This is a genomic window from Trichocoleus sp. AS-A1, from assembly GCF_039962015.1.
Lineage (GTDB): Bacteria > Cyanobacteriota > Cyanobacteriia > Cyanobacteriales > FACHB-T130 > FACHB-T130.
The window spans coordinates 111,596-131,904 of sequence record NZ_JAMPKG010000006.1; the positions used below are offsets into that span (position 1 = coordinate 111,596).

The 20,309-nt window shown below is 46.7% G+C and carries 16 protein-coding genes; 11 read left to right on the forward strand and 5 right to left on the reverse strand.

Annotation, left to right across the window (positions count from 1 at the left end):
- Positions 1-117: 117 nt before the first annotated feature.
- The 4 genes from NC994_RS06725 (at position 118) to NC994_RS06740 (ending at position 7,874) form a co-directional block, all read left to right on the forward strand.
- On the forward strand, positions 118-1,197 hold the full coding sequence (locus NC994_RS06725; RefSeq protein WP_190436975.1) for a phage tail protein: 1,080 nt from the start codon (positions 118-120) through the stop codon (positions 1,195-1,197).
- A gap of 61 nt (positions 1,198-1,258) precedes the next feature.
- Positions 1,259-2,518, forward strand: a complete 1,260-nt coding sequence (locus NC994_RS06730; RefSeq protein WP_190436978.1) for a DUF4159 domain-containing protein — start codon at positions 1,259-1,261, stop codon at positions 2,516-2,518.
- A 229-nt stretch (positions 2,519-2,747) separates the two neighbouring features.
- Entirely contained in the window at positions 2,748-4,913 is a 2,166-nt protein-coding gene (locus NC994_RS06735; protein ID WP_190436981.1) for a hypothetical protein, read from the forward strand.
- Between the two features lie 105 nt (positions 4,914-5,018).
- A complete protein-coding gene (locus tag NC994_RS06740) occupies positions 5,019-7,874 on the forward strand; it encodes a hypothetical protein (protein ID WP_190436984.1) in 2,856 nt (951 codons plus the stop codon).
- A 463-nt stretch (positions 7,875-8,337) separates the two neighbouring features.
- Here the strand turns inward: NC994_RS06740 and NC994_RS06745 are convergent, their stop codons facing one another.
- The gene (locus NC994_RS06745; RefSeq protein ID WP_190412631.1) at positions 8,338-8,652 is read right to left on the reverse strand and encodes an RNA-binding protein; all 315 of its coding nucleotides are present in this window, start codon (positions 8,650-8,652) and stop codon (positions 8,338-8,340) included.
- Positions 8,653-9,109: 457 nt separating this feature from the next.
- Here NC994_RS06745 and NC994_RS06750 point away from each other — a divergent pair, with 457 nt between their 5' ends.
- From NC994_RS06750 to NC994_RS06780, 7 genes are all read left to right on the forward strand, one after another.
- On the forward strand, positions 9,110-10,366 hold the full coding sequence (locus NC994_RS06750; protein ID WP_190436987.1) for an MFS transporter: 1,257 nt from the start codon (positions 9,110-9,112) through the stop codon (positions 10,364-10,366).
- A gap of 343 nt (positions 10,367-10,709) precedes the next feature.
- Entirely contained in the window at positions 10,710-12,572 is a 1,863-nt protein-coding gene (gene ilvB, locus NC994_RS06755; RefSeq protein WP_190427129.1) for a biosynthetic-type acetolactate synthase large subunit, read from the forward strand.
- 318 nt (positions 12,573-12,890) lie between these two features.
- Positions 12,891-13,520, forward strand: coding sequence for a Crp/Fnr family transcriptional regulator (locus NC994_RS06760; RefSeq protein ID WP_190436990.1), 630 nt, complete (start codon positions 12,891-12,893; stop codon positions 13,518-13,520).
- A 24-nt stretch (positions 13,521-13,544) separates the two neighbouring features.
- Positions 13,545-14,165: an alpha/beta hydrolase gene (locus NC994_RS06765; RefSeq protein WP_190427142.1), complete on the forward strand. Its 621-nt coding sequence runs from the start codon at positions 13,545-13,547 to the stop codon at positions 14,163-14,165.
- A gap of 228 nt (positions 14,166-14,393) precedes the next feature.
- The gene (locus NC994_RS06770; RefSeq protein WP_190412635.1) at positions 14,394-14,606 is read left to right on the forward strand and encodes a DUF2555 domain-containing protein; all 213 of its coding nucleotides are present in this window, start codon (positions 14,394-14,396) and stop codon (positions 14,604-14,606) included.
- A complete protein-coding gene (gene coaBC / locus NC994_RS06775; RefSeq protein WP_190436992.1) occupies positions 14,607-15,821 on the forward strand; it encodes a bifunctional phosphopantothenoylcysteine decarboxylase/phosphopantothenate--cysteine ligase CoaBC in 1,215 nt (404 codons plus the stop codon).
- Positions 15,822-15,832: 11 nt separating this feature from the next.
- The gene (locus NC994_RS06780) at positions 15,833-16,192 is read left to right on the forward strand and encodes an S-adenosylmethionine decarboxylase (protein ID WP_190436997.1); all 360 of its coding nucleotides are present in this window, start codon (positions 15,833-15,835) and stop codon (positions 16,190-16,192) included.
- Between the two features lies 1 nt (position 16,193).
- Here the strand turns inward: NC994_RS06780 and NC994_RS06785 are convergent, their stop codons facing one another.
- Genes NC994_RS06785 through NC994_RS06800 form a run of 4 tightly spaced genes read right to left on the reverse strand, consistent with a single transcriptional unit; the run spans position 16,194 to position 20,233 of the window.
- The gene (locus tag NC994_RS06785; protein WP_190436999.1) at positions 16,194-17,045 is read right to left on the reverse strand and encodes a DUF350 domain-containing protein; all 852 of its coding nucleotides are present in this window, start codon (positions 17,043-17,045) and stop codon (positions 16,194-16,196) included.
- A 36-nt stretch (positions 17,046-17,081) separates the two neighbouring features.
- A complete protein-coding gene (locus NC994_RS06790) occupies positions 17,082-18,140 on the reverse strand; it encodes a peptidoglycan bridge formation glycyltransferase FemA/FemB family protein (RefSeq protein WP_190437002.1) in 1,059 nt (352 codons plus the stop codon).
- Positions 18,133-19,596: a spermine synthase gene (locus tag NC994_RS06795; protein ID WP_190437005.1), complete on the reverse strand. Its 1,464-nt coding sequence runs from the start codon at positions 19,594-19,596 to the stop codon at positions 18,133-18,135. The genes NC994_RS06790 and NC994_RS06795 overlap by 8 nt, the downstream gene beginning before the upstream one ends.
- A 7-nt stretch (positions 19,597-19,603) precedes the next feature.
- Positions 19,604-20,233, reverse strand: coding sequence for a DUF4178 domain-containing protein (locus tag NC994_RS06800; RefSeq protein WP_190412641.1), 630 nt, complete (start codon positions 20,231-20,233; stop codon positions 19,604-19,606).
- Between the last annotated feature and the right edge of the window lie 76 nt (positions 20,234-20,309).

Below are 20,309 nucleotides of genomic sequence, written 5' to 3' on the forward strand. Positions count from 1 at the left end.
TGAGAAAGTAGTATCAGTTCCTCTAGCTTTTTGACTGCTGACTTCTGGCTTTTCACTTTCTGATTCCTCACTAACTCCTCATCCCTTACTCCTGATTTTCAGCACTTACCACTGACTATGACTCAAAGCACGTCGCACGGTAAAATCTTACACCTGACACTCACCCCCATGCAGCTTGCCGAGGCAGTTCAGCCGGTGGGGGCGAGTAGCACTGCCAATGCGCTGGCACTCAGTGGCAGTGTAAGTACCGAGGGCATGACGAGCAATCAATTGCTTGTGTATCCAGGCGAACCCAGTGAAATGGTGGTGCAGCTAAAAAACCTGGGAACCCGAATTCTACAGGTGAACCTGCAACTTGAGGGCAACTTCCCAAGCCAGTGGTATCGCATTGGGATGGAGGGTCATGAAATTGCTCCAGGTCAGCAGATGGATGCGGTGTTATATTTCCAAATTCCAGCCAACTTCTTTGAAAACAACCAGTCTTTAGAGTCGGGTGGAACCCTAGTCGTCGATTATCATAGCCGCCTTCATGTGTACTATACAGAGCAAGGAGGCACGGGCGGGCTTGTCACACCAGCCAGACAACTGATCGAATCCGCAGCCTTCAACCTCTATATCCGTCCCCGCAGTCTCTACCTAGATTTCTTACCCAGTCTCTATCGGGAAGTAGACTTTATTGGTCGCTTTTTGAAGATTTTTGAGGAGACTTTTGAACCCGCAGTGCAGTCAATGGATCTCCTGTGGGCTTATTTAGATCCGTTAACTGCGCCAGCGACGCTGTTACCCTTTCTTGCCCACTGGGTAGCATGGCCGATGGACGCCCGTTGGAGTCTAAATCGGCAGCGATATCTAATTCGTCAGGCGGTAGAACTTTATCGCTGGCGAGGAACGCGACGGGGGTTGCGGCTCTATCTACATCTGTATACAGACTTGCCCCTAGACGACCATCTACCTGAAGAAGCTGATAAGCACATTAGTATTGAAGAAATTTTTGGTCAAGGTTTCCTGTTAGGAGAAACCCGCCTTGGCGAAGACTCCATGTTGGGCGGTGGGCGTCCTTATCACTTCATTGTACGCCTGCGACCTGAGCGACCTGGTCAAGTTGATGAAGGATTGGTGCGGCACATCATCGACCAAGAAAAACCGGCTTTCTGCACTTACGATCTGGATATCGCAGAGGTAATCGGTAGTGGGTAATCTGAGTAAAAAAACCATGAGTCATTAATAATTAGCAATCATTAATTAGCCATTAATCATTATGTTTCCACCACCCCCAACGAATCCTTTAGAACGTCTTCAAGTTACTGATGGTCTGTTGATGAATGCCGACCGTTGGCGTCGGGCACATGAGTACCACCGACAGAGACAGAATATCCATTATCAGTCGCTCAATCAGCCAGGAATTGTCTGCGGTTTAGGCGTGCGCTTGATCGCAGCACCAGCGGAAGTCGCGCCGCAATTCCGGGATGGACGTTGGGTACAAATTCAGCCGGGAATTGCAATTGATTTAGCGGGGAATCCGATTGTTGTTTCCGAACCGATTGAATTTCGGGTGTCGGGTGAGACGCTGACAGAGAACCCTCAGATGGTTTATCTAGCGATTAGTTATGTCGATCCGGAGAAATTGCGCCGGAAAGAGTCTCGTGAATTTGAAAAGGAAACCTTCCGGCTAGATGAAAAGACCACTCCACCGAGTGAAATGGAAGTGGAATTGTGCCGAATTTTTCTGCAATCTGAGTCCGAGGAATTAGAGAATCCCAAGGATGTATTTTTTCCGACAGTTAATAGCTTAGATTTACGTTATCGAGCGATCGCGCGATCGCGTCCTCAAGCAGTTGTCCGTGTTGCCCAAGTCACGCAGCAGCAACCTGCCGATGGGCGCAGTTTTTCCAATCTTTCGTACTTACTCAATTCGGTTCCTGCACTTTACCCAAGCTTACAGGGAGCGGATCTGATTGGACAAGTTCCCTTTTTGGGTGCCGAAAAGTCTTTGCCGCTTGCCGCTTTAGGCTATGACCTACTTTACTTCACGGGTCGTCAGGCACTCTATCTGAACGATCGAGAATTTGAAGCCCTGAAAAATTATTTAGAGACAGGGGGTATCCTGCTAGTCGATGCTGCCACCGATGCCATAGAACTGATTGAGAGCATCATGGCGATCGCTCAACAACTCGGAACTCCCTTAAAGGATATCAAACGCTTGAGCCGAAATCATCCCTTGCGGACACAGCCTTTCTTGTTTGCAGCCTTACCTAGTTTAAATCAACAGCCCATTCAACTCGGCTATGGAGGAGGAATTATCTTAGTCGTTGGCAATCTCTCAGCAGCATGGGGATTAGATGACAAGCTTTTACTACCGCGAGAAACGATTCGTACCGCCCAAGAATTGGGAATAAACCTTCTGCATTTCGCATGGCGCAAACGGCAAATCACCCAATTATTAAGGGCAGACAATCCTGTGTCAACCGTTGCCAAACCCTCTGTCAAACAAGCGATTTTTGACAAACTACAATTTTAAAAGATTCTCTACTCCAAACACAAACTAGGCATCTTTCCGGTGTTCTTATTTTTTGCTAGCAACGGATAACAGTTATTTAGATATTTAGGTACTAAAGTAATTCTAATGAACTCATAAAATTCTCTCTTCTTTCCTTCTTCCTTAGCGCTATTTGTGTCTTCTCGGTTCATAAAAAAGGTAGCTCTCCTCAATCAAATAAGACTGCTATCGCTAAAAAGGTATATTTTCGATGGTAAATAAAAGTTTAATCTACGCTAAATTATCCACCCAGCTACTTCGATACAAACCGGGAGGGATACCCGCTGCCTTTGAAGTAACAGTTACGAATGAAAGCAATCAATTTGCAACTTTTCAAGTAGAACTACTAGCCGCTGGTGCTGACTCTAGTTTAGCTAATTCCTGGTATAAACTATCTCCAGGAATTAGCGCCAAAACACCCCCTGGAGATAGTACAAAGTTTTATGTAGCGATTACTGACACGCCCGTTCCTGGGTTTGTCGGCAAAATGAATATCACCGTCCGCATCTTCTCAATGGAACTGCGGGAAGAAGAAAGACAACTTCTGAGGATATCCATTGAGCAGGGAACTGGCTCTATCCCCATGCAGGTTGAACTGCCAGTCCGAGAATTTGTTGTTCATCCGACAGATTTGATCGAAATACCAGTCTGGGTATACAATCCCAGCCAACTGTCCACCAACGTCGTGCTACATTTTGCGGGCATAGAGCCGACTTGGCTAGCCGAGAGTGCCGAACGACGGCTGCAAGTTGCACCCGGTAGCAAGGTAGAAACAAGTTTCTTATGCCAAATACCCATTGCCACCCTTGCTCCCAGCCAGGTATACCCTTTTTCCGTTGAATGTACTCAGCACAATGGTCCTCCATCAAAGAATGCAGGAGCCATTAAGGTTGTTGCTGCGGGATTTATAGATTTCAGTTGCACCCCAGCCTTACAGCAAATCCCTCCATCGCGAAATTGGCTGCCGAGATGGAAGTCTAACTCCGCAACTTACAAACTCAATTTTGAGAATGCCAGCAATTTAACTCAGCAAGTAAGTTGCGAAGTCAATGCGGAAGATCGGCGGAGATTCCATTTGCAGATCATCCCTGAAGTGGCAGACCTGAAGCCAGGTGAGACGACTCAATTACAGCTAGTCTGTACGAGGAAACGCCGGTGGTTGGGTTCAGTTCAAAGATTTCTTTTGGAAGTTAAGGCGATTGTGTCGGATGAGCGCTTAGATGTCCGAAATGACACCCAAATCTTGAAACTGCTTGTCCGGCCAGTTCTCCCTATCTGGATGCAGTTAACTGGATTAATCTTGCTGCTTTTCTTGCTCTGGGCGCTGTCGTGGCTAAACCCTTACAACCCATTTTGGGGACACAAAGCTTCTGTCACGTCGGTGCAATTTAATGGACTCGGAGAGCAACTCATTACTGGCTCGAATGACCAAACCGCAATTAGATGGCGCACTTCAGGCTTTCTAAATCCCTTGCTTAATCAACAAATGGGAGTTGTGGGAAAGGCGGGTAAAGCTGTGCGGGTCATCCGCTATAAACCAGTAGACAATGATGTGGTTGCCGCAGGCTTGGAGAATGGAGAGATCCAGCTATGGAATGTATCGGGAGAAAGAAAGCAACCGATAAATTCTTTCTCGTTCCAAAAGGACGATCGGGTTTTAGCTCTAGAATTCACCAAAGACTCGCGTTATCTATTAAGCGGTCACGGGAGTGGTTTAGTTGCAGTGTGGGATGTGGAACGCGACCTCGACAATCCTAACGCTACCAATCAACCGCTGCGAGGGAAGAAATTTGATTTTGTCGTGAATGCTCTGGCATTGGTGGGAAAAGCGGATAAAAACCTAGCGATCGCAGGACGCTTCAACCAATTTGTCGTCTGGAATTTGGCAAAAGACAAGTGGGGGCGCGTATCCTATCCCCGGCAAGGAGGTCAGGAAGATTACATCGTCAGCTTGGATAGTGCTGAATACAAGCCAAATCTTTTAGTCACTGCTGATAACCAGGGGTACATTACCTTATGGAATATGCAAAAATGTCTTGCCGAGCAGGGACCTTGTGAAGTTTTGGATGAATGGTCGGATGGTCATGGCGGCAAGTCAGTTCGCTCGGTAGCATTGAGCGCAAATGGTTGCTACTTGGTGAGTGGAGGGGATGACGGACGAGTGATGCTTTGGCCTCTGACTGCTGAAGGTAAGCGGGATTCTCAGTTAAAAGGCAGAAAAATCGATGGCTCGTTTGGTCAGTCTTGGCATATTAATAGTGTAGATATTAAGACGGTCGGAAACTCTATCTTTGTGCTGAGTGGTAGTGACGATACTGAAGTGAGGTTAAAACGTGCGGATCGGCTACCCCAACTACAGTGCGACCAACAAAACTGAGGTGAAAAAACGGAGAACTGAGCGAGAAGCCTCACTGAGTTTTCAGCCGTGTAGAGACGCCGATTTATCGCGTCTCCTCAGTCCTTATTTCTGGGGAGGGAAACAATGACAACGAGACAACCGTTCGATGCTGGTTCCTTAGAGAGACAGGATGAAAAAGCCGGTGGTCTCACAATGGTCGATGTCCTGACGCTGCCTGAGTCCCAGCGACAGATCGTGCAATGGATGATGCGTAAAAAATCCGAAGTTAGTCTGGCTGAGGTGGCAGATCGTACAGGCTCAGGGGAAGACGTAGCGATCGCGCTGTTGGACGATCTGGTTGCTCAAGGCTTTGTACAGGAGACGGAAGTAGCAGGCGAATTACGCTATCGGATGCGTCTTGCTGCCAAACGAGGCGCTCAGCAGTTACCTAAAACCATCCACCAAGCGCTGGCTCCCGGTAATCCCCTCGCGGTGATCCTCAATCCTTCCGGAGACTACGCCCTCGTCGCCGGAGCGACCTTCGATCTCTGCATCACGGTCAGCAACAAGGGCAATCAAAGCGCCTTAATTGATATTTTTATCGATGAAGTATCCCAACCGCTCCGTCAGTGGTGTACTTCTCCCCATCAGCGACTGGCGTTAGGTTCCAACTCTACCAGCGAGGTCATCTTTCAGTTTCAGGTGCCAGTCGAGACGAAACCGGGCACCTACCCCTACCTGTTGGTCGTCGATGCGCCGCAGCACTACCCGGAAGATACCCCGATCCGCCATCAAGCGCGACTTCAGGTTTTACCGCCGATTGAGACTGCCATTCGGGTTAGCGATCCTACCTTTAGTCTTCAGCCAATCACCAGTTCTGCGGTTCCGGCTCGTCTCCAACCCGGTTCGCTGTTGCAAGTTGTGGTGAACGTACACAACCGCTCTGCCAGAGTCGATCGGTTTCGGCTGATGTGCCCGGATTTGGACGAGAAATGGTTTAGCGTGCGTTATCCGGAAGGGCTAGAGTCGCCGGGACTGGTGACAACAACGACAGGATTAGACCTCAACCCCGGAGATACTGGGCAAATTCTGCTGGTGTTAAACCCGCCAATGGACGCGCTGGCAGGAACTTACTATCCTACCGTTCGCTTATATTCTGTTAACAATCCAGACTTGGTATTGCTGGATGTCATTTACCTAGAAATTCTCCCGACTTACCTTCTGACCGTAGAATTCCGCACCCTGGTCGGTAAGGTGAGACGCCTATCGGGATTGTACGAACTCAGATTAAACAATGGGGGCAACACCTCGCGCGAGGTTATCCTGCGAGCCAAAAGTTTGGATGAGGAGGATGTGTGTTCTTACACGGTGTCGCCTTCCTTGATACGGATAGCGCCTTTTTCTTTAGCCATCGCCGAAGTTCAGGTAAAACCGCTCAAGTGGTGGCGTCGCCCTCTGTATGGGGGAGGGAGGTTGATCGGCTTCGGCGTTGAAGTTGAAGATACGCAGCAGTTGCCCTTAATTAATGATGCCCCACAAGGGACGTTGTATTGGGAACCCCGTCCTTGGTGGCAGTTCCTGTTGGTACTACTGCTTTCTTTAGGAATTCTGGTAGCGATCGCTTTCCTGATTTGGTTGATCTTCTTTAAGCCAAAGCCGTCGCCAAAAATTCTTCAATTTAGCTCTTCAGATGCTCTCTATCAAGCCTCTGAAGATGACTTAATTCGTCTGAGTTGGCAAATTCGCCACCCAAATCAGATCCAGTCGCTCTTGCTCACCGGGCAATCGCCCGATGGTACAGCTACCGTTGAACCCATTTCTTACGATTTCCGCCAGGGTGTTCCAGAGCAACTCAAGTCATTTTGCGCGATTCGTCAGGTTTTAATCTGCAAAAATGTGCGGACAGATGCCCGCAAAGCCGGTGACTATGTTTTTGAACTGAAAGTCTTCTCCAAAAAAGGAAAAGATGTCGCATCGGATACTCTGAAGACGAGTCCGATCAAAATTGAACCGGAGCCTCCCCCAAAAATTATCGAGTTTTCCTCTACAAGACCGATTTATGCAGAAGTCCCTGGTAAGTCCACCAATGCCAATAAAATTCACCTCAATTGGAGAGTCGTGAATCCAGAGCAGATCAAGGAGTTGCAGTTGATCGGGCGCTCGCCTGACGGTACGGTAAATAGTGTATTGAAGCGGTTTGACTTCAGCAAAGGTGTTGCAAAGGGTTTGGCAAAATACTGTACTGCCGAAGCAGCGCTAATCTGTAAAAATGTGCCTACAGATGCCCGCAAACCAGGAGACTACATCTTTGAAATGATGGTCGTTCCCAATACAGGACAGCAGGAACCATCAGATTCCAAGAAGACGGATGCGATTAAAATTACAGCCCAACCTTCGAGAATTGTTAATTTTAAAATCAACAATCAAGAAGCTTTACCCAAATATATTGTTCCAGTCAATCAGGTAAAACCTGGTGAAATTATTAAAATATCTTGGAAAGTAGAAGGCGGCAGCAATATTAAAGTTGAGCTGCTTCCGGCACCCGGTACGGTTCCCGTTCAGGGCAGTATCCCCTACACTCTCAGTCAGAAACCGGGTAGTGAAACGATTACGCTGCAAGTCACCAATGGAGCTGGCGAACAAATTAGCAGAGCGGTTACCATTGAAACTTTTGAACCGCCACCCCCACCGCCACCTGCTGCCTTAGCCCCGGCTCTACCTACCTTAGTCCCCGCTCCACCTACCTTAGCCCCGGCTCCAATCGTCCCACCGCCGCTGCCCCCAGCGCCCCCTCCCGGAGCAGCGGGTGCCCCCGCCGCAACCTCTGCCCCTGGTACCCCAGAGGCTTCTGGCACGGGTGCCCCTGCTGCCGGTACTCCTGCTGCCGGTACTGCCACTGCTACTCCTGCCGCTGGTACTCCTGCCAATCCTGCTACCGTACCAACCCCCAGCGAACCAGGTTCGCTCTCGCCCTCTGAATTACCCCCCCGTCCTGACTGACTGAATTAACTGCTGGGTAAGTAAGCGAATGTAATTCAATTGAAGATTTTTGGAGGTGGGATTGACCTAGCAAGCCCAACACTTACAGGGGTGACGCGATCGCTTAGCCCATCCCACAAATAATTAATCCTACTTACTGACTAGGTCTTGGGTTGGGAGCAATGTATTTAATTAGCTTTTCCCCCTTACGGCTCTGTCAATCTTAATTAAAGGAGTAGGGAATTTGCGACTAAAAAGTTTCTAAAACCCGTCAAAATTTTATTGAATCAGCACTATTTAATACCTGATGCCAACAAAAATGTAAAGGAAGGTTAACAATTCAGGATTTTAGAAATGTCAGCATTTTTAAATAAAAATCCACTGCTAGAACGCCCATTCTATATATAGAAAGTAAAAACAGCGTGGAGCAGTGGAAGTGTCAATCTGCTGGAGACTAGACTTGTTAATGTTTTTGTCTTAAAACTTAGTAGCGCCGAGAGAAGCCACCGCTACTGGGTCTGCGATTACCACCGCCGCCGCCAGAGGGTCCTCTATCTTCACGAGGTTTGGCTTTGTTAACTTTCAAATCTCGACCCATCCACTCCGCTCCATCTAGAGCTTCAATGGCAGCCGTTTCTTCAGCTTCAGTTTCCATTTCTACAAAACCGAAACCCCGTGGGCGGCCTGTCTCGCGGTCAGTGGGTAGCTGAACCCGCTTAACAGTTCCGTATTCGGCAAAAACTTGGCTGAGGTCTTCTTGGGTGACGTCGTAGGATAGGTTGCCTACATAGATTGACATGGAAGTATCTCGCTTTCTGCAGATGGTGTAGAGACTTAGATTCGGAGAGACGCCTGTCAACGTAGACAACCAACTCACTTAGCCGAATTAAATTCTCAGTGATTAACTTAGCACAGGATCGGGCTTCAGGCATTCGCCATCAAGGAAAACAATATGAAATTTGTCAAGGGAATGATTTCGTAATTTAAAGAGTGACAATTTTCTGCGAAGCATTGCGGTTTATACACAAGGTAAAAACAACAGCTATACAGGGGTTCTAACCCCTACGGATGCGGGAAAAGTCATGGGTTTTGGAATCTTTACGAGACTGGATGCTTCTTAGCATATAGAGTGGGATAGCGATTATGGCAGATGTGGCTTTTAAGAACTTTGACAAAAAGTGGCTACTCGACTGGCACAAGTGACTCTCGCCAGCGCACACTTAAAGATGTACTCAAGAGGCTCCTGAACTCTTCTTATGTTTCCAGCTGAACCTCCGGCTTCTGGTAGTGGCTTTCGCGCTCTGATGAAGAATCGGCCTTTTCTCATTCTTTGGGTAGGGCAGATCGTGTCTCAGGTAGCAGACAAGGTCTTCTTCATTTTGTTGATTGCGTTGCTGGAAAACTATCAGACGTCGCTGATGGGGGCAAATTCTATGCGTTCCGCCATCATGGTAGCTTTCACACTACCTGCAATCTTCTTTGGCTCAGCTGCCGGTATTTTTGTAGATCGCTTTCCAAAGAAGCAAATTATGGTGGCTTCTGATTGGATTCGCGCTTTATTGATACTATTGCTTCCGATATTGCCAAAGCAGTTTTTAGTTCTCTTAGTAATTACGTTTTTGCTCTCGACAGTTACGCAATTTTTTGCCCCAGCAGAGCAGGCGGCGATTCCCCTCTTGGTTAAACGCGAAAATTTAATGACGGCAAACGCGCTGTTTACAACCACCATGATGGGTTCTATGATTGTCGGTTTCTCCGTGGGCGAGCCGCTGTTAAGTCTAGCCGGAACTTGGGGGGGAATCTATGGTCAAGAATTTTTGGTGGCGCTTCTGTATCTGTTGGCTGCTGGTCTCAGCCAGTTAGTGAAAGTCGTAGAAGCTCCGATTCCGATTGAGTCGATCGCAGTTCATCCTTGGAATGATCTTAAAGAAGGCTTCCGTTATTTATGGAAAAAACGCCTGGTTCGGACTGCGATGGTACAACTGACGATTCTATATTCGGTGTTTGCGGCTTTAACTGTACTGGCAATTGAGCTGGCAAAGGAAATTGGTCTCAATGAGCCGGGTCAATTTAGCTTTTTATTATCCGCTGCTGGGGTGGGTATGGTCTTTGGTGCGGGGGTGTTGGGGCATTGGGGCGATCGCTTCCACCACAAGCCTTTGCCTCTATTGGGTTTTTTGAGTATGGGCTTTGTGTTGGGTGTGTTTACGTTGACGACAAATCTCTGGATGGGCTTAGGATTAAGTGCGCTGTTGGGGCTGGGTGCCTCGCTCATTGGCGTACCCATGCAAACTCTGATTCAAGCCTCAACCCCAGAAAATATGCGCGGCAAAGTCTTTGGGTTTCAGAATAATGCTGTCAATATTGCACTGAGTGCGCCGCTAGCGATCGCTGGCCCGCTTACGGATCAATTTGGCTTGCGAGGCGTTCTTTTAAGCATGAGCATTATCGTGAATATCGTTGGTGTCTGGGCGTGGCTCAGTACCCGTAATGTTTTGGAAGATGTCATCTAGCTTGAAAGGAGGACTGAGGAGTAACATCTTGTAGCCAGTCCTTCCTAGAAACGCCTTTGCCTTTTGCTGGGTAAGGGGACGCGCTCAGCGTTACAACCCGATTGAAGGCGCGTTCATTAAGTCAGCCGCCCTTAGCCAGTATCCTTGGCGCACCTCCTTCTTGGTGGCGTGAACCGAAACAATAAACCTTAAAGTCACAGAAAATAAACACTCGCGAGTTTTTGGGGGGTTAATCCCTCGACAGGAATTGATATCAGGATTAGACTTAAGAATTAAACCCCTATTTCTAATGCTGAATTAGATAGAAATCTTAAAAAAGAACGTAGCTATAGTGAGAGGTTTCATGGTGCGATCGCAAAGCGTCTCGGAAAAAGAATCAATACGTCAAATGAGCAGCCGCAGAACAGGTGCCTTTGCCCTGATTGACAGTCTGAAGCGTCACGGTGTTGAGCATATTTTTGGCTATCCGGGTGGTGCAATTCTGCCGATATACGATGAACTGTATCGGGCACAAACGGATGGCGGGATTCATCACATTCTGGCAAGACACGAGCAAGGCGCGGCTCACGCGGCGGATGGTTATGCTCGTGCCACTGGCAAGGTAGGTGTCTGTTTTGCCACGTCTGGCCCTGGGGCAACGAACCTAGTGACAGGCATTGCAACAGCCCACATGGACTCGATTCCAATGGTGGTAGTCACGGGGCAGGTGGCTCTTAACGCGATTGGCAGCGATGCGTTTCAGGAAACCGATATTTTCGGAATTACGCTGCCGATTGTGAAACACTCCTATGTTGTGCGCGATCCCGAAGACATGGCGCGGATTGTGGCAGAAGCGTTCCACATCGCCAGTACGGGACGTCCGGGACCCGTGTTGATTGATGTGCCCAAAGATGTGGCATTAGCGGAATTTGACTATGTGCCGGTGGAGCCGGATACAGTGAGATTGCCGGGATATCGTCCTACAGTGAAGGGCAATCCTCGTCAGATCAATGCAGCGTGTACCTTACTTCGGCAAGCACGGCAGCCGTTGCTCTATGTGGGTGGAGGCGCGATTACATCTGGTGCCCATGCAGAAATTCAGGAACTGGCGGAACTCTTCCAAATCCCCGTAACAACGACGTTGATGGGCATTGGTGCATTTGACGAGAACCATCCCCTCTCACTGGGAATGTTGGGGATGCACGGCACCGCCTACGCTAACTTTTCAGTCAGCGAGTGCGACTTGCTGATTGCGGTGGGAGCTAGATTTGATGACCGCGTGGCGGGTAAGTTGGATGAATTTGCTTCTCACGCCAAGGTCATTCATATTGACATCGACCCCGCAGAAGTAGGAAAAAATCGCGCTCCGGAAGTTCCCATTGTCGGCGATGTGCGGAACGTGTTGATTGACTTGCTGCGCCGATGTCAGGAAACCAACGCGGCTTTTGAGCCAAATCAAACGAAAGCATGGCTGGAACGCATTAATCGCTGGCGGGAAGACTATCCCCTCGTGGTGCCCCAATACCCCGATAGTCTGGCACCGCAAGAGGTGATTTCAGAACTAGCGAATCAAGCTCCCCAAGCCTACTACACGACAGATGTAGGTCAGCACCAAATGTGGGCGGCGCAATTTCTCAAAAATGGGCCGCGTCGGTGGATTTCTAGTGCCGGTTTAGGCACGATGGGGTATGGGATGCCAGCGGCGATGGGTGCTAAGGTAGCGCTGCCAAACGAACAGGTGATTTGTATTAGCGGCGATGCCAGTTTCCAGATGAATTTACAGGAACTGGGCACACTGGCACAATACGGCATAAATGTCAAGACCGTTATTATCAATAATGGCTGGCAGGGAATGGTGCGTCAGTGGCAGGAGGCGTTCTACGGAGAGCGTTACTCGTCCTCAAATATGGAAGTGGGGATGCCGGATTTTGTGATGCTCGCTAAGGCATTTGGGATTAAGGGAATGTCGATCCGCGATCGCTCAGAACTGAAAGATGCGATCGCCGAAATGTTGGCTCACAATGGCCCCGTTTTGCTGGAAGCCCAAGTTAAACGGGACGAAAACTGTTACCCAATGGTGGCTCCTGGCAAGAGTAACGCTCAAATGATTGGCTTGCCAGAACGCCGCAAGTTGGAAAAAGCCACAGAGCTAGTCTATTGCAGCGGTTGCGGTGCGAAAAACATCGCCAGCAACAACTTCTGTCCGGATTGCGGCACCAAAATCTAAGGGTAATCAGTGATTGGTGATGAGTTTTTGACCAATTACTGATGGATTCTTAGCGTTTGGATTACCGATTTTTTCCCTTGGAATATTAAACAGAGACTGGCTATCAATCGCCAGTCTCTTTATTTTCAGGGTGAATCTGGAACAATTTAGATGCGATCGCCTTTACCCTTCAAAGGTGCGATGGCACCATCTAAAAGGATTCGCACACTGTTTTTTAAGCCTTTAGTAATCAAAAGATTACTTATCCTTTACCTTTGGGGGTTACAGTGGCAGTGGCTATCCATCGCCAAATTTTCATAGCTGGAAATAATTACAGCCATGCCTCCAACTTCCAAAGCAGTTCTAGCAATCGAGCAATACGATCCCAATGAAGGGCGTCGTTTGCATTTTTATGCCAAGGGAGACCTAATTCCCCTCGTGCCACAGGGCATTTGGCAGATCGATCGAGGTTTGGTGCAGCTGAGTACCCTTTGCCCGAATGGTGAAGAAGTGTTGCTGGGTTGGGCAGGAACTGCAACATTCTTTGGTCTTTGGATGACCTTGCTGCAAGCCTATCAGGCAACGGCGCTCTGTGATGTCTACTTAAGATGGTTTTCAGTCACAGAAATTGAAGCTTCCCCACGTCTAGCTCAGATGATTTTGCCGCAAATGGGACGACGGATGCGTCAAGCAGAGGCACTTTTAGCCATTGTCGGACAGCGACGGGTCGAAGATCGCTTGCAGCGACTGTTGTTGCTGTTAAAAAAAGAAATCGGTCAACCTGTGGCGGGTGGAACTCGTCTGGGGGCACGCCTCACCCATCAACATATCGCCAGTGCCATCGGTACCACCCGCGTGACAATCACGCGATTGCTCAGCAAGCTACAGCAACAGGGATCGATTAGCCTGGATTGCGATCGCCACATTATCCTAAAAGATGAGAGCTTTGCCAGCATCTCTGATTGGTGAGTCGCATTTGTTAGGAGTAAGCTTCTGTCTCTCTCAGTAATTTCGGTTCCATCGGCAACGAATCAACAGCCTGCTGGGTTGATTGTCGTATTGCATGGCTTTGGAGGGAATGCCCAACAGTTGGCATCCTTAGCCCCATTTTTGAATTTACCGGAGTATCAGTTTTTGGTGCCCGATGCCCCTTTTACAAATCCCTATGTAGCGGGGGGGCGAATGTGGTACGAATTTGGAAAGCCAGGAGGTTCGCAGTCTGCGGATTTAGTCAAAAGTCAGCAAATGCTAACTGAGTGGCTCAAATCTTTAGAAAGTTCTACCGGCGTCCCTCTTTCACGCACAATTTTGTGTGGCTTTTCTCAAGGCGGAGCAATGACGCTGGATGTAGGATTGAATTTACCTTTAGCGGGTTTAGTCGTGTTGAGCGGCTATTTGCATCCTCTCTCTCCAAAACCTGATGCGACTTATCCACCTGTATTAATTTTGCATGGGAGACAAGATTCTGTGGTGCCGCTGAGTGCTGCCCAGAAGGCACGGGACGCTTTAACAGCACTAGGAATATCGGTACAATACCAGGAATTTGATATGGGGCATGAGGTTCAACCGGCAGCTTTAGAAGTGATGCGGAAGTTTGTCAAGGCAAATATCTGATCGGCGCTAGCCGCTAATAGCAGTCGTCAGAGTGAAATGGGTAGTGGGTGTCGAGTCTTCCCTTCCATTCCCCATTCCCACTCGGTGAAATCTCCGGTTTAAAGCTAGTAGACCCGCTAACTTGACGTTTTTTATATTAAGCGATCGCCAGTAATGGCGTTAAGATAAAATGGTTTGTTGCATCTGTATAATACATGGCACAGATGCAGATTGAGGGAGGCGCGGTCAATGACAACTGTTAGCATTTCCAACCGGGATATTTCTGCTGTAACGGCAACTGAAGTGGAACATCTGGCTGTACGGCTAGAGCAAGATAATTACACCAATCCTTTTGAAGGATTGGATGATTGGCATTTGCTCAGAGCGATCGCTTTTCAACGTCCAGATTTAGTTGAACCCTACCTCTACCTACTGGATTTTCAACCCTTCGATGAAGCTTAAATGCAAAGTGGCAGACGAGTTCTCATAGGGATAGGCGGCGGTATCGCCGCCTATAAAGTTTGTGAGGTAATTTCGGCGCTTGCGAAAACTGGGGTGGAAGTTCGCGCAATTCTTACTGATTCTGCTCAAGCATTTATCACTCCCCTAACCGTGGCAACGCTGTCCCGTCATCCTGCTTATACGGATGAAAATTTCTGGCAACCGACACGCGGACGCCCTTTGCATATTGAGTTAGGAGAATGGGCAGAGGTTTTTGCGATCGCTCCTCTAACTGCGAATACCTTAGGCAAGTTGGCTTATGGTTTCGCTGACAATCTGCTCACGAATACCGTCCTCGCTTCCACGTGTCCGGTGCTGTTAGCACCGGCAATGAATACGGATATGTGGGAACAGGTAGCAGTGCAACGCAATTGGCAACAGGTATTCGCAGATAAACGCTATCACAGTGTTGGTCCCGGTGCTGGACTGTTAGCTTGCGATCGCGTCGGTGCTGGACGTATGGCAGAACCTGCTGAAATTTTGCCGCAAATTACATCTCTATTGCACACTGGCGGTAAGCGAGATTTAGCCGGGAAACGAGTTTTAATTAGTGCTGGAGGAACGCGAGAACATCTCGATCCGGTGCGTTTCATCGGTAATCCTTCGACTGGCAAAATGGGATTCGCATTAGCACAAGCTGCACTGCATCGCGGTGCATCTGTGACCCTGGTGCATGGGCCAATGGAGACACCATTAATCGCCTCTCTACAAAAGGCGAAATCGATTGGTGTGATGAGCGCCCAGCAGATGCAGCAGGCGATGTTAGAGTGTTTTCCCGATGCCGATTTGATTGTGATGTCGGCGGCGGTGGCAGATGTGAAACCCGCCGAGTATAGTACCCAGAAATTGCCGAAGCGATCGCTTCCCGCTTCCTTACCTCTAGAATCTGTACCCGATATCGTGGCAGAATTGGCGAGTCTCAAACAGCCGCATCAAACATTAATTGGATTTGCCGCCCAGACTGGGGATATTGTGATGCCAGCCTTGGAGAAGTTGCAGAAGAAAAATTTGGATGCCATTGTTGCCAATCCCATCGATCAAGCCGATGCTGGTTTTGGCAGCGACAACAACCAAGCCGTATTTCTTGACAATCAAGGGCGCAAAGTAGAGATTGAACCCTGTAGTAAATTGCAGATGGCTCACGCTTTATTTGACTTTGTTCAAGGTGCTGGCTAAAAGGACAAGCGGTGCTTAGATCCCATCATTTTTCAGCGATTCTCATCGCTTCTCCATCTATTTTTGATTGGACAGAAGCCGATTTCTTAGATTCATTAAAAAGTGCGGCTCAAGATGCCCATCTAACCCCCGTTGGTCAGCTTTCTTTTACTTTTCAACCACAGGGAGTATCAGCAGTTCTCTTACTGGAAGAATCTCACGTCGCCTTGCATTTTTGGCCTGAAGAAGGGAAAGTTACCGTTGATATCCATGTGTGTGATTATCAGCAAGATAATTACGAAAAAGCAAAAACTCTTGCTGAATTACTTACTTTGGAGATTGGCGACAATTCCAATAATGAGCAGTGGAAATATTTCTGCGTTACTGGTTAATTTAAACAGCCCAAGCGATTAAAAATGAAGCCGCAATATAAGCAAAAGCTTCAATTAGTCCAGCACCCAAGTTCGGGATTTGTTGACGTGCAATTTCGTCTGATATTTTTACTCCTGGCACTAAAATTAAATCTGCTACCCAGCGAATTACAATCAGTGAGGCTAAGCAAAATAGGAGTGTTAAACCATATTGAGTAAAACTAATTACCCAATTTTGAAACTCGGCGGCAAATGCTATGCGCACGATATTACCTGTGGCAATAAGTAAGCCCGCTAACGCCACACCAGCAGCAGGATTATTGCGCCTTTCAATCTCTCCAAATACATTGTATTTAGTGACACGAGGATAGAGAACGCTCACCAAAACGAGTACGCCTAAGCCAACGATCCAGCAGACAAACCCTACCAGCCAAGTGCCACTTTCCCCGCCGAGTGCGGCGCTGAGAATGAGTCCATTAGCGATGTGATTGCCAAATTCTACAGCAGCAGCGCCTGTGTTCCGTTCTTCAAGAATTTCGCGCTTACAATCAAAGCAACGCAAAATTAAGCGATCGCCTACCCAAGCGCCAGCTAACATGAATAAAATGACTGTTAACCCATAGCTTACCAAATTGAGTAATTTGTCCTGCCAATTTTCTGAAGGTTGTCCTAAAACACCACCCAGTGCAATGACGATGCCGAGGTAGTATCCGACGAGAGCGATCGCTACGGCTGGATTATCTTTAACAAATAGTTCCAAGTTTAATTCCATGCGACGAAATAGTTTTTGGTAAGCGAGTTGTCCCAGCCAGAACAACCCAAAGCCTACGACTAGCTCTAGAAGAATAAATCCTAGTTGACTAACTTGTTCCACTACTTAACTCCTTCTCAATATTTCTTTGATATTCAATTAATTCGATATTTTTAAGTGTTGTAATAAGCCAATCATTGTATCTGCTAGTTGGTCATAAAAAAAGTAATCATGAGCACCGATAGTTTTTACTGGTACGCCACCAAACTGACTTTTAAACCGGGAAAATTTTGCATAGCTATGATTAGGATCGTGAGTGAAACCATAGAAATCATAGAAAGTGCAACCGCGTGATTTTGCCCGTTGCATTGCAGCCCAGTGTAAACTGTAAGTTGCCATGACTTCCGGATGTTCAAAACTACGTCCGCCGTAGAGATAAGTTGCGCGATCGCCCCAATAAACAACTAAGATAGCTGCTAATATTTTTCCTTGCCAGATTGCGAAACCTAGCTCTGCCATATTTGCCTTAAACAAGGTTTGGCAAAGATTAATGAAAAATTTGTAGGGTTCACCAAAAAACTGCTGGCGTTTTACCGTTTCCCAAAAAATATCGTAAAACACAGGAATTGCCTGTGAGTCTTTTCTAAATTCAGTTTCTACACCATGACGCCAACTCAAACGCAAATTATATCGTCCTTTTGGCTTCATAGTTGCTAACATTTCAGTTTCTGTTAATTGTAAATCAATTAACAGAGTTTCCGAGGGCAATAAATCAGCAGGGGCACGCATAAACCCGGAAAGGCAATCTAGTTTTTGCTGCCATAAAGGTTCAATTCGTAGGGCAATCGCTCCTATTTTTTCAGCTAAAGATACCGCTTCTTTCACTAATATCTGCATTCCTTCTTTTTCCAATTTTTCAGGTAGCAGAGGGGCACCGGGAGCAACTAATAAATTGGCTTTATTAGGATGTGGATAAAAATAAAAAATGCATCCTCCCAATAATTCTTGCTTGTAAAATAAACCATAACGGAAGGTTTTGTATCCTTCCAATTCTTTGAAATCTGCCCAAGCCCAAGACTGCATAAAGCATCCTGCGGGAGCAGTTTGCACAAGCAAGTCCCAATGATGGCGTTCTTCTGAATTTAGTAGTCTAAGGGTTAAAGATAATTCTTCTAATTGAATTTTGTGCCCATTATTTACATCTAAAATGTCAGTCATTATTCGAGCGATTTGTTAATAAGTTTATCAACCAAATACCACCAGCCGCCGTCAAAACAAATCCTATAGTTCTATTAAACCAACTCCAGTCTCCTTCGCTATAATAAGTATTTCCTCCCGAATAGCCGCTAGAGCCAGGAGAATGGCTACTTCCTGAATAGTATCCCTTGGCAAACACAGCATCTGGAGATGCTAAATTGGCCATTAATAAAGTTACTGAGAGCATCATAATAAATTCTGCTGCTCGTGGTGATAGCGTTAAAATTTGCTGTCCAGTGCGGATTTTATCAGACAATTGTTTTAGTTCAGCGGCAAGCTGAGGCGGCAGTTCTTGAGCACGTTCTAAAATACTTCCCAATAAACGTGATAAATCGATTTCTGATAGTAATTTTTGAAGGTGGGCTAACCATTCTGCTGTCATCTTTGGGTTGTGATAAGGATGTTGTACCGGCAATAGTTTGCTAGTATCTATCTCATTACCCTGAACTTCTTCTAACCACCTTTGGGCGGTTGATTCTAGCTGAAGGAGATCCCGCAACCCTATCAGTCCAGTTCCAGCTTCTTCAATGTCTAAAAAATTAATGGTTTTTTCATCAATTGCTTCGATAATTTGAGGCGATTGAATATGAGGATTTAGTAAGTAGTAAAATAGCTGCGGGCAATCCAGAGTGTGAATATTGACGCTGTGGCGGCTATGCGTGATCGCATTCTCAAACTCAAACACTTTTAGCAGATTTTTAAGCGCGATCGCTTGTAAATTTTCAGGTAGGATAATGGCTTCTAGTTCAGCACGTTGAATTGTAACTGGAGACGCTAAGAAGAACCCCCAATTGCCATAATCATGCCTTTGAAAGGATGGGATTGTTAATTGTAAAGGCTTTGCCATCAATCCAGTAGCTAACAAGGTTTGATATAAACACCAAAAACCTGTTGTCCGATTTTCTGGAGAAACACCATTCGTGCTAATAATCCCACCTGGATAAAGAACCCGGCTAATCGTTCTAAACCATTCTTGACTGTATATCGCCGTCTCTTCCGTACAACTAGGATAGGTGAAATCGCAAATAATGACGTGATAAGATTTTTCCTTGAGTGTCGATAAAAACTCAAAAGCTTCTTGCGTGTAGATTGTCAAGCGATCGCTTTCTAAGCTGCCCTCATTAAATTCTTTAAATACATTTTTACCGAGTTCTAAAACTTCTGGGTTGTAATCCACTAAATCAACGTGACTCACTTCCGGAAAGCGCAACACATCCCGCGCAGCTAATCCATCCCCACCGCCACAAATCAAGACTTGCAACTCTGTGTGAGGAAATCGTTTGACTGCCAGCGCTACCGATGGGATCACTAAATACTCGTGATAAATGGCTTCATCAGCGGTATCAAATTGCAAATCACCATTGATATAAAAAGCCAATCCGTTGTTATGTTGTTCAATAAATAAAGATGTAGGCATTTTTTTACTATCCGAATACCATCAACAATATTCCGCAAGCCATCATGAAACTGGCTACTAATGCTTGGAAAATCACGCTTTCCAAAAAACTCTTCTTCGCTCCTCGTTCAATGTGAGAAAAATCTTCTGGTTTTACTATTTTGGTAGAGTAAATATGTCGTTTGCCATCAGGCCAAGCTTCAATTGCTAAATTCCATTGATGATCCTTGTCCCAATAATCCCACGTAATTCGAGATGTCTCCTCTTCATCCCCTTCATAATTACCCTTGGTTGATGATTCAAAGTAATAGCGTTTACCCAAGGCTTGTAATTCTGGGTAAGGCATTTTTCCTCCTTGCATATCGTGCCAAAAACGAATAGCCAAATTATTCAGTGATTCTGGTTCAAATATCTTAGGGTCTGAAATTTCTTCGGCAAGATACCAATTGACTAAGGATTCAGGATTTTGCGGATCAATTTCTCGTAGCAAGTAGTATTCTTTTCCTGCCTGAGATTTTAGCAACCACTCCGTTGTTTCATATCCATAGGAATCGTCATAAGTGCTGTATTCTTTAATCTGCCACTGAACGCCATAATATTTTATGCGATCGCCTGGACGTAAATTTTCAAGTTGAGTTTTCGTAGTAATGGGATACATAAAATTTTGCTCTGCTAAAATTTTGTTTGAATGTAGAAAAAATCTTAAGTTTAAGTTTATTTTATTAAAATAATAT